This is a genomic window from Chryseobacterium sp. B21-037, assembly GCF_028570785.1.
GTDB lineage: Bacteria > Bacteroidota > Bacteroidia > Flavobacteriales > Weeksellaceae > Chryseobacterium > Chryseobacterium proteolyticum.
On sequence record NZ_JALGCB010000001.1, the window covers coordinates 4,728,768 to 4,741,680 of the forward strand.

Below are 12,913 nucleotides of genomic sequence, written 5' to 3' on the forward strand. Positions count from 1 at the left end.
AAAAAAGCTTTCAGGAATAACCCTGAAAGCTTTTTTTTATTTTTTCCTAAAGAAACTTTTATTTTTTGGCTTTTTGAAACCAATGTCTTTCTTCTGAGTAGGTTTAGGTTTTCCCTGTCCCGGATTCATAGGTTTATTATTTGAATCCCTTTTTTGTGCAACCAGGTTTTCGGTGTGGAACGGGTGGTCTTTAACCACTGGAATTTTAAGTCCGATAAGTTTTTCCGTATTTCTAAGGTTCAGCAAATCCAGACCATCTACAAAAGATAAAGAAGTCCCTTCCGAACCCGCTCTTCCTGTTCTTCCGATTCTGTGAACATAGGTTTCGGAAACATCAGAAAGCTCGTAATTAATTACATATTTCAGCTCATCAATATCAATTCCTCTTGCTGCAATATCTGTAGCAACCAATACTCTGGTTTTTCCGGATTTGAAGTTGTTTAGCGCATTTTGACGTGCATTTTGAGATTTATTCCCATGAATCGCTTCCGTTGAAATGCCATTTTTTTGTAATGTTCTTGCAATCTTATCAGCTCCGTGCTTGGTTCTTGAAAAAACCAAAACAGATTCAGAGATATGATTTTTAAGAATATGTGTAAGTAATCCCAATTTATCTTCTTTCTGAACAAAATAGACAGATTGTTTAATGGTTTCAGCTGTCGAAGAAACAGGCGTTACTTCTACCTGTACCGGATTGCTGAGGATGGAATTGGCAAGCTTTTGTATTTCAGGAGGCATAGTTGCAGAGAAAAATAAAGTTTGCCTTCTCTGTGGTAAAAGCTTAATAATTCTTTTAACGTCATGTACAAATCCCATATCCAGCATTCTGTCAGCTTCATCCAGAACAAATATCTCCAGGTTTTTAAGACTGATAATTCCTTGTGCAATGAAGTCAAGGAGTCTCCCCGGTGTTGCTACAAGAATGTCTACTCCTTTTCTTAAAGCTGCTTCTTGTGAGCCCTGTTTTACACCTCCGAAAATAACTAATTTTCTTAATGGAAGATTTCTTCCGTAAGCATTAAAGCTTTCTTCAATCTGAATAGCCAGTTCCCTTGTAGGCGTTAAAACCAAAGCTTTGATCTGATTAGTCTTTGGACGTTCTGAAAGGTTCTGGAGAATGGGAATAGCAAAAGCTGCAGTTTTACCGGTTCCGGTTTGCGCCGTTCCCAGTAGATCTTTTTTCTCTAAAATAGAGGGAATAGCCTTTTGCTGTATAGGAGTTGGTTTTTCATAACCTTCCTGTTGAAGCGCATCTAAAATGGGCTTGATGATTTTTAAATCTGTAAATAACAAAATATATTGCGTATTAAAAATAATGCGGTCGAAGTAGTATACTTCATCATTTTTAGCGAATCTGCTAAAATTGATTAACAGAATTTTTAAGTAAAATTAATTACCGAAAGGGCTGAGAATGCCGCGAAATATGCTACAAAGGTAGTTAAAATATTTGAAGTTTATTATTTTACTTCCATACCTGCGCAATTAAGGTCTGTTATCGATATTTTTAATCTTTGAAATGTACAGAAATAGGATCAACGAGTATCAGATGATCGGGGGACTTAATGTTTTATCTTCTTCCATTCCTGATTGAATCTTAGGTCGAACAGGGTTTTATAAAGAGTTGTTAATCCATAACTTCCAACTAAACCATAATCTTTAATCTTTTTGATCTTCCCGTTGTCATAGGTAATTGTTAAAGTTGACAACTGATCATCGGTCCAACTTACGGAATAATCATCTTGAAGCTCCGGAAAATTAATATAGCCAAGAATTGTTTCAATTTTTTGAAAATCCGATGCTTTTATTTGGGTTGTAAATTTTCCTTCACCTTTTTCAAAAGTTTTACGGGATTTCCTTTCTATTTTTTCAAAGGAATCATTACGGTTGATAAAATTGTAAGTCTTGGCAATAAATTGAGAGGTGCCGTTTTTACTCAATTCAAGCGTAAACACCGGACAGGTTCCAAAACAGGGCTCTGTTTCAAAAAATATTTTTTCAATAGTATACTTTTGAGGTTCCGGATTATACTCTACGAAATTATCAAATTTATAAGTCAGAATCTTATTGACGATTTTGTGGTAAAAATTGTATTTCTCAGAATTAAAATCTTCGGTAACTTCATCGTAGAAAACAGAGATATAATCTTTGCCATTTATGGTAGACAATTTCGGGATTACAAAATCAAAATGATTCAGAAGTAAACTCTTGGTCATATACTTATTGTCTATATCAAAAATAACCTTTACAACTGCACTACAACTGCCTCTGGATGATTGACAGCTGTTGTCATCCCCGATAAATAATAAATCCGTTTTCCCATTATGATCAAAGTCTCCTTTATAAAAACTTTTGTCAACACCCAGACTATCAGCAGTCCTTTTTATAAGGGGTGACAAATTATCATCTTCAAAGCTCCTGATCGTTTTTAACGTAAACTCAGATAAAAAATCATCTTTTGATTGTGAACATGACCGTATAAAATTGACAGCCTCAATGTCTGTTTTGAGGCTGTCAATTTTTGATAAAGTCTTACTGCTTTGTGAAAAACAAAATTGGTAAAATAAAACTAATATGAAGAACAGTGTTCTATCCATGTAGTTTTTTCCAGATAACATCCTTAAGTTCCGTAAGTCCTTCACCGGTTACACCCGAGAAGAACAGCGGCTGCCTGTTTTCAGGAAATTCTGCTGAAATTTCTTTTTTCAGTTCATCGTCCAGAAGGTCTGCTTTTGAAATGGAAATAATAAAGTCTTTATCCAATAATTCCGGATTGTATTCTTTAAGCTCATTTTCAAGAATTTTAAACTCCTGGAAATGATCTTCAGAATCTGCCGGAATAAGGAATAACAAAATTGAATTTCTCTCAATATGTCTTAGGAATCTATGGCCAAGGCCTTTTCCTTCAGCGGCTCCTTCTATAATCCCCGGAATATCAGCCATTACAAATGATTTGTAATTTCTGTAGTCTACGATTCCCAGGTTAGGCGTCAAAGTTGTAAATGCGTAATTGGCAATTTTAGGTTTTGCCGCGGATACGGAAGCCAACAATGTTGATTTTCCGGCATTCGGGAAACCTACAAGCCCTACGTCAGCTAAAATTTTAAGCTCAAAAACCACATAACCTTCCTGTCCCTCCATTCCCGGCTGTGCGTAACGTGGGGTCTGGTTTGTTGAAGATTTAAAGTGCTCGTTACCAAGTCCTCCTTTTCCTCCTTCCATCAGGATGATTTCCTGACCATCTTCTAAAATTTCACCGATGATTTCACCCTCTTCATTTTTGGCAATGGTTCCGATAGGCACCTCTATATAAACATCGGCACCATAAGCTCCTGTTAACTGATTTTTTCCTCCGTTTTCTCCACGCTCCGCTTTCACGTGACGGGTATAACGGAGTGGTAGTAAAGTCCATTCCTGAGCATTCCCCTTCATAATAACGTGGCCTCCACGACCTCCGTCTCCACCATCAGGGCCACCTTTAGGAATGTATTTTTCACGGCGAAGATGCGCAGAACCTGCACCTCCATGACCGCTTTTACAATGAATCTTTACGTAATCTACAAAATTTGACATAATTTTAATTCAAGGTTTAATGTGTAAGGTCCAAAGTTTAAACCTTGAATATTTAACTTTGAACCTTGAATCAAAAATTTATTTTTGAATTTTTTCTACTTCAGCAAACAATTTCTCAGAAATCTCATTGATCTCACCAACTCCGTTTACCTCTACATATTTTCCTTGTTGCTTATATAATTCAGCTACTTCAGCTGTTTTCGCATAATATTCTTTAATCCTGTTCTGGATGATTTCTTCGTTGCTGTCATCAGATCTTCCACTGGTTTCTCCTCTTTTCAGCAATCTTTCAACCAAAATTTTATCTTCAACGATTAATGAAAGACAAACATCAATCTCGTCATTCAGTTCCTCTTTAACGATTTTTTCCAAAGCCGCTGTCTGTACTGCTGTTCTTGGATATCCATCGAAAATAAACCCTGCCGCATCGGTTGGTTTTCTCAATTCGTCCACCAACATGTCGATTGTCACCTGGTCCGGAACCAATTCTCCCTTATCGATGTAAGATTTAGCTAATTTCCCAAGTTCCGTGTCATTCTTCATATTGAATCTGAATAGATCACCTGTAGAGATTTGCTTTAAGTTAAATTTTTCGATGAGATTCTGAGCTTGTGTTCCTTTTCCACTTCCTGGAGGCCCGAACAGAACAATGTTTATCATTTTTATTTAATTAGATATTTTAAGTTTAAATTTCAGGTTTTGAAATTAATGGTTGATTTTACCTTCTTCTAACTGATATAAATCCGAAAGATTTCTTCCCAGTTCATCGTAATCTAATCCGTAACCCAGAACAAATTTATTTGGAATTTCCTTTCCAATATAATCCAGTTTAAAATCCTTCTTGTAAACCTCAGGTTTTAGTAAGAAAGAAGCCAGTTTTACAGATTTTGGTCGTTGTGTTTCTTTGAAATATTTGAAAAGGCTTTCAACAGTATTTCCTGTATCTACGATATCTTCAACCAGAATAATATGACGGTCCTTAACATCTTTCGTCAGCTCCATCTTCTGGTAAACAATTCCCGTAGATTCCGTTCCTACATAAGAACTCATCTGGATAAAAGCAATCTCACAGTTTCCCGGATAATGCTTTAAAAGATCTGAGAAGAACATGATAACTCCGTTCAAAACTCCTATGAAGACAGGAACTTCATCTTTGTAATCCTCATAAATTTTCAGCGCTGTCGCTTTTACTATTTCCTGAATTTCCGCGTCCTTTAGATAAGGAACAAAAGTTTTGTCGTGAACTTTAATGCTTTCCATAAAAAATTTAGTAGTTGGCAAAGTTACGGATTTTTGATTTTTGATTAAAATGTTTTTATGTTTAATCTATTATTTGCATTATATTTGCATACACAAAACCTAAAAATACGCTCATGTAGGATATAATTTCTTTCAGATTTGATCAGATGATAATCCCCTTGGATTATTGATGTTTAACTTTAATTAGAAAGAAATCATGATTTTTCTACAAAATATATCCTATAGGTTTCCCAACAGAGACCTGCTTTTTAATCATATCAATGTAACGATCCCAACATCTTCAAAACGGCTTTGGTCGGAAGTAATGGCATGGGAAAATCTACCCTGCTTAAAATTATAGCAAATGAAATCCAACCTTTGGAAGGGAACTTACATATTGAAGGAAATTTATATTACGTTCCGCAAATGTTTGGAAACTTTAATCATCTTACCATTGCAGAAAGCCTGAAAATTGACCAAAAACTAAATGCTTTACAGAAGATTAGCAGTGGCGAAGTAGACGACATTTATTTTGATATTCTCAACGATGATTGGGATATTGAAGATCGTTGCCAAATGGCTTTACAATACTGGCAGCTTGAGAACCTGGATTTAAATCAAAAACTAGAGGGCCTGAGCGGAGGACAGAAGACAAAAGTCTTTCTTGCAGGTTTACAGATTCATCAGCCGGATATCATTTTGCTGGATGAACCCACTAACCACCTCGATCTTGAAGGACGGAGTCTTTTATATGACTATATTGCGAAAACAAGTGCTACAATAGTTATTGTGAGTCACGACAGAACTTTATTAAATCTGGTTGATACGATTTACGAATTGAGCAATCAAGGCATTTCAACGTATGGTGGGAATTTTGATTTTTATGTTGAACAAAAGGAAATAGAGGAGGAGGCATTGCATCATGACATTCATGCCAAGGAGCGGGCTTTGAAAAAGGCAAAGGAAAAAGAAAGGGAGACCTTGGAAAGGAAACAAAAATTAGATGCCCGGGGAAAGAAAAAGCAGGAAAAATCAGGAGTTGCAAGAATTATGATGAATACCCTCCGGAATAATGCCGAAAAGAATACCTCCAAACTCAAGAATATTCACGCTGAAAAGATTAGTGATCTTTCCGCAGGACTTAGGGGATTGCGTTCATCTGTGAAAAATACAGAACAAATGAAAGTAAATTTCAACGATTCTGATCTTCACACAGGGAAAATTCTTATGACAGCGGATGATATTAATTTCAGATATCATGAAAAACTCTTATGGGCTAAAAATCTGGATCTCGAAATCAGAAGCGGAGATCGTATTTGTGTGAAAGGACCGAACGGCTCCGGAAAAACGACTTTAATTAAACTTTTAATTGGTGATTTGGATGCTTCCATTGGAACTATTTCAAGAACTGATTTTAATAGTATTTATATTGATCAGGAATATTCGTTAATTGCTCAGGAAGCAACCATTTATGAATTTGCCCAAAGGTTTAATGATAATGCGTTACAGGAGTCCGAAGTAAAAACCATATTGTCCAGATTTTTATTTGGAAAAGAAACATGGGATAAAAAAGGAGAAATGTTAAGTGGAGGAGAGCGCCTTAGACTTTTATTGTGTGGGCTTTCAATCAGTAATAGGGCTCCCGATATCATTGTTCTCGATGAGCCCACAAATAATCTGGATTTGCAAAATGTAGAGATTCTTACCAACTCCATTAAAGATTATAAGGGGACGTTATTAGTGATTTCTCATGATGAAATCTTCCTGGATGAGATTGGTATAGAAAGTGAAATTGTGCTGGATTAATACAGCGATAAGTATTTTAAAAATGATACTTTTTAAGTTGCGGGGATTTTAGGGTCGATAATATTTTGGAATAATCATTCCGAAGGAGTCTAACTGTTAAATGTGAATAATGGCTTTGGAATCCTTCGGAATGATAATTTAGCACCTATTTTATTTCAATTTTCGGTAATTGATAATTTCCAACTACTTCTATTAATTTGGAAGAGTTATTTTTCAAATTATTGAAGAAACTTTCTATGTTTTCTTTATATCCCCTTTCACTAACGCCGAAAAGTAGGACTCCTTTACTTTTATTGTTTGAAATAAGTTTATAACGGTAAACATTTCTTTCTGCGATGAGTATTTCTTTCCCATCTTTCGAATTCTCAGTAATGAGAAAATCTAAGATATATTCTTCGCCGTTTTCATAGATTTTGTAATTGACGACCGGATTGGATTTTTTCAGGTTCTCAAGTTCTGTTACTTTTCGATTAATTACATCTTCAATTTTAAGAGTTCCCTGAATATAATCGATCATAACTAATGTGCCGTATTTTTCGATTTTCTCGGTTGGGCTTAGGTATTCTTGTTTGTAATAATTCTCATTAGGATGAGAGCTCCAGATTAGATTATAGAATGTATTATCAATTTTAATAGGTCCGGGAATACTCAGATACTCATTAATTTTATTTTGTGCGTCTAAAGAAAGAGAAGAGTATAGAAACAGGATAATAAGAAGGAGTGATTTTTTAGGCATGTTTGCTTTTAATTTTGTGTTGGTATTGATGATCAAATATACAATAATCAAAATACCTAAAATGAAAGAGTTATAAGAATATTTGTTACAAAAGTTTCTCAATCCACTTGTAAATATCATCCAGAACCTCTTTCCGGATTTCCTCATTCATAATTTCATGCCTCATTTCAGGATAGATACTGTAATCCACCTTAATGAATCCATTCTGTTTTAAATTATTTACTGTTTGCATAACTCCTTTTCCAAAATTCCCGATAGGATCGTTTTTTCCACTAACAAATAAAAAAGGGAAGGATTTGGAAATGGGATTTGCCCAGTTTCTTTTGGTTGCTTTTTTATACAGTTTGAATAATGCATAAAATGCATTGTTGGTAAAAGGAATTCCAGAAAGTTCATCCTGAGTAAAAGCATCTCTATTGGCTTCATTGAGGCTTAGCCAGCTTGTGTCGCCAAAATTTTTATCTTTTCTGAAATGGTTGTTGTTTACGAAATTAAAAAGTGAATTGAAAAATGTTTTTTGTTTAGGTGCTATTTTATTGGCGATTGAAAAATAGGTATTCAAAAGACTGATACCCGCTAAAGTACCTCCGGTGCCAACGATGATAGCTCCTGTAAGCCGGGTGCTAATTCTTTGAAGAAGACACCGTGTAACAAAAGAACCCATCGAATGACCGAGGACAAAATGTGGTACATCAGGATATTGATAGCTTAGGTGATCACTCATCATTTCCGCATCATCGATCAATTTTTTATCCGGTCGGTTCAATTGAAAAAATCCGATATCTTTTTTTTCTTTCACTGATTTTCCATGTCCCAGATGATCGTAAGTGATTACAGCTAATCCGTGACCGGCAAAATATTCTGCTATTTCATTATATCTTCCGCTATGTTCCTGCATTCCATGGATAATTAAAAGACTTGCCTTTATCTCATTCTTCTCAGGGGTAAATACATTGTAAAAAAGTTGAGGCTGATCGCTGGTATTTTTAGACAAGTATCCTGTTTGATGTAATGTTCTCATATCATAAACTATCTTTATTATTCTCAAACGCTACTCAAATATACACATAAATAAAAGATTTTTGGTTTGATGATAGATCAATGATGTCGTAAAAAATGCTTGTAATTCTATGATTTTAAACTAGAATGAAAATAAATTTTCCACATAATTTGCCCACCCTATTTTTTCAGAGTAATTTTGCATGAATCTAAAAACAATAGTAAAATATGTCAACTTACGTAGTTGTAGGTCTTCAGTACGGAGATGAAGGTAAAGGGAAAATCACGGATGTTTTATCCGCTAAATCGGATTATGTAGTACGTTTCCAGGGTGGAGACAATGCAGGTCATACGGTTTATGTGGGTGATGAAAAATTTGTTTTACACCTTCTTCCTTCAGGAGTTTTGCAGTGCAAAGGAAAATGCATCATTGCCAATGGAGTAGTGGTGAATCCTAAATCTTTCATCAAAGAAGTTAGCCAGATTGAGAGCAAAGGTTTAAGAACCGACCATATCTTTATCAGCAGAAGAGCGCATGTGATCATGCCTTACCACATTCTTTTGGATACTTACCGTGAAGAAGAGCATGGAGGAACTCAGATCGGGACCACTAAAAAAGGAATCGGACCTTGTTACGAAGATAAAATTGCAAGAGTTGGAATCAGAATGATAGATCTTCTGAATCCTGAGATTTTAAGAGAGAAAATAGAGAAAAACCTTAAAATTAAAAATTCTCTTTTTGAAAAATACTACGGAAAACCGACTTTAGACGTAGAAGAAATTTACAACGAATTTTTAGAGATAGGAAAACAGCTTCAGGACAGAATTGTAGATACAGAAGTTGAATTGAATGAAGCGATCAGAGATGGTAAAAACGTTCTTTTTGAAGGGGCTCAGGCATTGATGTTGGATATTGATTTCGGAACGTATCCATACGTTACTTCATCTTCTCCATCTACAGGAGGAGTTTGTACGGGAGCCGGTGTTCCGCCAACTTCACTTCAGAATCTTATTGGAGTTGCCAAAGCATACTGCACAAGGGTTGGAAACGGACCTTTCCCATCTGAATTGGATAACGAATTAGGAGAAAAAATCAGACAGATCGGTGGTGAATTCGGAGCGACTACCGGAAGACCAAGAAGAACCGGATGGTTGGATCTTGTTTCGTTGAAACATGCTTGTATGATCAATGGTATCAATAACCTTGTAATTACTAAACTTGACGTTCTTACAGGAATTGAAAACCTAAAAATTGTAACTCAGTATAAAACAGAAGATGGTAAAGTAATCGATTACTTCACTTCTTCTACAGAAAAATTATACAATTATGAGCCTATCTACCAGGATTTACCGGGATGGAGTGAAGATCTTACGAAGGTAAGAAGCTATGATGAACTTCCTGATAACGCTCAGAAATATATCGAATTTATCGAGCAGTATTTAGGAATCAATGTGTACTTGGTTTCTGTTGGACCGGAAAGAAGTCAGAACATTATCAGAAAAGAATTATTCTAATACTATAGAATATCATTTATAAAAAAAAGAGACTGTCACATGTGATGGTCTCTTTTTTTTGTGATCCATAAGGTTTATTCTTGTCTCTGTGAGGATTATTTGTGGTAAAATAATTTGTCACTCCATGTATTGTTGTTACATTTTGAATGTTAACTTAAATTATATATTGAAAAAAACTCCCACAGATTTCATCAATTAATCCGAATTTTTTTCTGTGAGAGTTTCAATTGCAGAACAAAGGGAACTTTTGAAATCGGTGTACTGCTTTTAACCATCTAATTCAAATATTTTGCATAAGCCTTAGCAAGCTTTTCATCGTATTTATTCTGCTTATAACCCGTACCATTATAGCCTTTTGCAAAATTGCCCCAGTTTTTATTTCTTAAGTGAACCAAAAGTCCATTTTTTTCTAAAAACTTTCCAAAAGCTTTCAGGTGTTCTCCTTCATTGATCTCCATTTTGGACACAAAATCATTAACATCGGTATAACCTAAATTTTTAGCATGGAATCCCATGATCTGAAAGCTTCCCCAGGATGCTGAAGATAATGCGGCGTCTTTAAATTTAACATCAGTCCCTAAACTTATAGCCTCATTTAATCGGTCATATTCTCTCACCCCACCCAGGTAATAGGTTCTGGTCCATTTAGGATAAAGAATGTCTTTACTTGAGTCGTTGTAATAAGAGTTTGGATTAATTCCTCGCTTTTCGAGTTCATTCCAGAAAATATGCCCTTCAAAAAGAATCTTAGGTTTATTGTTGATTAAAAAACCTTTTCCACTGCTTTCAATTTCATTAACGGCTTTTACAGCTGCTAATTCAAGATCGTACTGATCAGCAAAAGAGATAAGGTCACTTTCTTTAAGGAATTTATCCGTTGAGATAATCGGATTAGAATTTTTCTGCAATAATACTGCCCATGTTTTTATTCCGACAATTCCGTCTATTACTAAAGCATTTTTGCTTTGGAAATCTTTAACTGCCGCATCTACTTCCAGGCTGAAAGAATCTGAAATTTTAATAGGATATCCCAACTTATAAAGAAGCTCACATAATGTGAGAACTTCAGGCGCTTTCGTATTGTATTTTAAGAGTTTCATGGTGTTTTTTTGTTTATTAAAGATTAAACTATTTTTGAGTAGGGTTCGTCCATATATTCACAAAAGTTAGCTAACGGGAATCTTTGGCATCTTCTCACAAATCATTCCGATCAAGAAAAATGACTTGAATTTAACTTCCTCTCTCTGAAGTTTGTATTCTAAATTAATAGGAGTTGTACTTGTTACACTGAAGTTTTGGTTCAAAACTGAGTAATCATCTATTCTCAGCTCAATACTGTATTCGCCTAATGCGATAACCTGATTGACAATTCCTGCTTCGTTTGTTTCTATTTCATAAATCCTGCTGTTGTTGGTTCCTTTAATGGAGATTGAACATTTATAAACAGGATCGTTATTGATTTTATCCAGGACCCTGAATTGTATATTCGCTCCTGATGATGGAACCTGGATAGGGTATTTTATGGGGACAAAGATTCCTGTATTTCTAATGGGGATTACAGGTTTTACTGGTGGAGCCGGAGTTATGGGTTGTGGTGTTGAAACGGGAGTAACCGGTCTTACATTCCTTACACTATTGAGAACATTCATATTAATTCTGTTGAATGCAGGGATCGGATGTACTTTGGCTGTTTCCGCAACAGGTTCAGATTCAGGTTTTGTTATGAATTCTGTGGCAGTAATCTTTGAGTTTTCATAAAGGGCTGTTTTTCTGGTTAAGTTGCTGAGCTGGTCGGATTTAATGGTTTTTACATTTGTAATGGCCTTTAAGAACTTTTGATTATTGTTTTTATTGACAAAAAGCTGCTGCTTCATGATCAGAGGACCAAAATAAATAAGTTGATCCGGGTTGTTGATTGCATCATTTGTAATTGAAGGATCTAAAATTATTTTCAGATTCTTTATTAAAATCATGGTCTTGGGAAAAGCGGGTAGTTTAAAATCACTGGAAATTGTTTGTCCGTCCGATATTTTTTTTGGCTCATTCCATTCAAATAGTTGCGAAAGCATAAAGTTTTTGCTGAACCAGTTTCTTTTTAAATGCACAAAAGAATAATCCAGTTCGACCGCCTGAATAACGCCCTCGTCATAGTCAATCGAAAGAATTTCTGAGGGGAGGTTTTCGTGGGAGCTTTTTGCTTCCGTATATAAGGTTTCGAGTTCCTTTTTTTCAATTCTTATATTGTTCCATCCTGATTCATTTTCCATGAAATCATACGGGATAAAATTAATATCATGAATAGAGGCATTAGTGATTACGTCGGTTTTCTCAGCAGCTTCAAAGGTGTTTTTAGCATTTTGGGCCATTGCGAGATAGACATCTGCATCAGAAGCTTTGTTGATTCTTGTCAATTCCTTATCGATGTTATCTTTATTTCCTTTTATTTTCCAATCTGAAAAGGCGATCTCTTTTGTTCCGTTTAAATGAGTAAGCTGATCATTCCAATTGTTTCTTTCCTCATCGCTGTCCAGATCGTCAAAAAGCTCGAGATGAGCTGTGATCTTATCAATTACCTGCTCATGAGCCAGCCTGTATTTTTTGTAAGCCTTAAATTCTTTAGTGTCATTCTTTTTAGCATCGAAAAGGATGGAACTTTCAATTGCCAGTGTCTTATCAAGGCTTTCTTCAAGATTTTTTAAATTGTTTTTATCTAGAATATCACGATAAATGTCAAACAGGGAATTGTTAGGATTCAGGTCCCAGAACTGAGAAGATATAGGAACTGAATTAAGTTCGTAGGCCATATTCTGCTTTTTAATGATAGAAAGGGCTTTTTTCTGATCATCGTTGAGCTGGTTTTGTGGCTTTAAAAGCTCAAGTTCTTCATTTTCATATACCCTGAGGGAAGGACATATCATGGGAAGGTCATTTTCCATCGAGCTTTGGGATAGATAAGTGTTTTTAAGTTTCTGGTAGACGGCAATAAAATATTTCATGGCATTAGTTTTTGTTTTTTAAATAACCGACAGAAAAAATCTGCCGGCTATT

General features: G+C 35.3%; 11 protein-coding genes. 2 read left to right on the forward strand and 9 right to left on the reverse strand.

The genetic code is table 11. The features are described from left to right. Positions 1-36 precede the first annotated feature (36 nt). From MTQ00_RS21280 to MTQ00_RS21300, 5 genes are all read right to left on the reverse strand, one after another. Entirely contained in the window at positions 37-1,293 is a 1,257-nt protein-coding gene (locus MTQ00_RS21280; protein ID WP_172276605.1) for a DEAD/DEAH box helicase, read from the reverse strand. Between the two features lie 266 nt (positions 1,294-1,559). Further along, a complete protein-coding gene (locus MTQ00_RS21285; protein ID WP_273650915.1) occupies positions 1,560-2,594 on the reverse strand; it encodes a DUF6438 domain-containing protein in 1,035 nt (344 codons plus the stop codon). After that, positions 2,587-3,570 carry a GTPase ObgE gene (obgE, locus tag MTQ00_RS21290; RefSeq protein ID WP_172276611.1) on the reverse strand — a complete coding sequence of 328 codons (984 nt, stop codon included), beginning with the start codon at positions 3,568-3,570 and terminating at the stop codon, positions 2,587-2,589. The genes MTQ00_RS21285 and obgE overlap by 8 nt, the downstream gene beginning before the upstream one ends. 78 nt (positions 3,571-3,648) lie before the next feature. Next, on the reverse strand, positions 3,649-4,230 hold the full coding sequence (locus MTQ00_RS21295; protein WP_172276614.1) for an adenylate kinase: 582 nt from the start codon (positions 4,228-4,230) through the stop codon (positions 3,649-3,651). A gap of 45 nt (positions 4,231-4,275) precedes the next feature. After that, a complete protein-coding gene (locus MTQ00_RS21300) occupies positions 4,276-4,830 on the reverse strand; it encodes a phosphoribosyltransferase (protein ID WP_172276617.1) in 555 nt (184 codons plus the stop codon). A gap of 309 nt (positions 4,831-5,139) precedes the next feature. Here MTQ00_RS21300 and MTQ00_RS21305 point away from each other — a divergent pair, with 309 nt between their 5' ends. Continuing rightward, positions 5,140-6,615 (forward strand): ABC-F family ATP-binding cassette domain-containing protein, encoded by a 1,476-nt coding sequence (locus MTQ00_RS21305; RefSeq protein WP_337249975.1) that lies wholly within the window; start codon positions 5,140-5,142, stop codon positions 6,613-6,615. Positions 6,616-6,760: 145 nt separating this feature from the next. Here the strand turns inward: MTQ00_RS21305 and MTQ00_RS21310 are convergent, their stop codons facing one another. Both MTQ00_RS21310 and MTQ00_RS21315 read right to left on the reverse strand, forming a co-directional pair. Next, the gene (locus MTQ00_RS21310; protein ID WP_172276623.1) at positions 6,761-7,351 is read right to left on the reverse strand and encodes a hypothetical protein; all 591 of its coding nucleotides are present in this window, start codon (positions 7,349-7,351) and stop codon (positions 6,761-6,763) included. Between the two features lie 85 nt (positions 7,352-7,436). Continuing rightward, positions 7,437-8,372, reverse strand: coding sequence for an alpha/beta fold hydrolase (locus MTQ00_RS21315; protein ID WP_273650916.1), 936 nt, complete (start codon positions 8,370-8,372; stop codon positions 7,437-7,439). 206 nt (positions 8,373-8,578) lie between these two features. On the opposite strand from MTQ00_RS21315, the gene MTQ00_RS21320 reads away from it, so the two are divergent. After that, a complete protein-coding gene (locus MTQ00_RS21320; protein ID WP_172276629.1) occupies positions 8,579-9,865 on the forward strand; it encodes an adenylosuccinate synthase in 1,287 nt (428 codons plus the stop codon). A 275-nt stretch (positions 9,866-10,140) separates the two neighbouring features. On the opposite strand, the gene MTQ00_RS21325 is transcribed toward MTQ00_RS21320, so the two are convergent. Both MTQ00_RS21325 and MTQ00_RS21330 read right to left on the reverse strand, forming a co-directional pair. Then, positions 10,141-10,965 carry an N-acetylmuramidase family protein gene (locus MTQ00_RS21325; RefSeq protein WP_273650917.1) on the reverse strand — a complete coding sequence of 275 codons (825 nt, stop codon included), beginning with the start codon at positions 10,963-10,965 and terminating at the stop codon, positions 10,141-10,143. Between the two features lie 66 nt (positions 10,966-11,031). Then, the gene (locus tag MTQ00_RS21330; protein WP_273650918.1) at positions 11,032-12,861 is read right to left on the reverse strand and encodes a hypothetical protein; all 1,830 of its coding nucleotides are present in this window, start codon (positions 12,859-12,861) and stop codon (positions 11,032-11,034) included. Between the last annotated feature and the right edge of the window lie 52 nt (positions 12,862-12,913).

Coding starts and splice junctions, on each gene's coding strand:
- MTQ00_RS21300 (WP_172276617.1), bottom strand. CDS start 4,830: ATGGAAAGCATTAAAGTTCACGACAAAACTTTTGTTCCTTATCTAAAG.
- MTQ00_RS21305 (WP_337249975.1), top strand. CDS start 5,140: ATGGGAAAATCTACCCTGCTTAAAATTATAGCAAATGAAATCCAACCT.
- obgE (WP_172276611.1), bottom strand. CDS start 3,570: ATGTCAAATTTTGTAGATTACGTAAAGATTCATTGTAAAAGCGGTCAT.
- MTQ00_RS21295 (WP_172276614.1), bottom strand. CDS start 4,230: ATGATAAACATTGTTCTGTTCGGGCCTCCAGGAAGTGGAAAAGGAACA.
- MTQ00_RS21320 (WP_172276629.1), top strand. CDS start 8,579: ATGTCAACTTACGTAGTTGTAGGTCTTCAGTACGGAGATGAAGGTAAA.
- MTQ00_RS21310 (WP_172276623.1), bottom strand. CDS start 7,351: ATGCCTAAAAAATCACTCCTTCTTATTATCCTGTTTCTATACTCTTCT.
- MTQ00_RS21325 (WP_273650917.1), bottom strand. CDS start 10,965: ATGAAACTCTTAAAATACAATACGAAAGCGCCTGAAGTTCTCACATTA.
- MTQ00_RS21330 (WP_273650918.1), bottom strand. CDS start 12,861: ATGAAATATTTTATTGCCGTCTACCAGAAACTTAAAAACACTTATCTA.
- MTQ00_RS21285 (WP_273650915.1), bottom strand. CDS start 2,594: ATGGATAGAACACTGTTCTTCATATTAGTTTTATTTTACCAATTTTGT.
- MTQ00_RS21315 (WP_273650916.1), bottom strand. CDS start 8,372: ATGAGAACATTACATCAAACAGGATACTTGTCTAAAAATACCAGCGAT.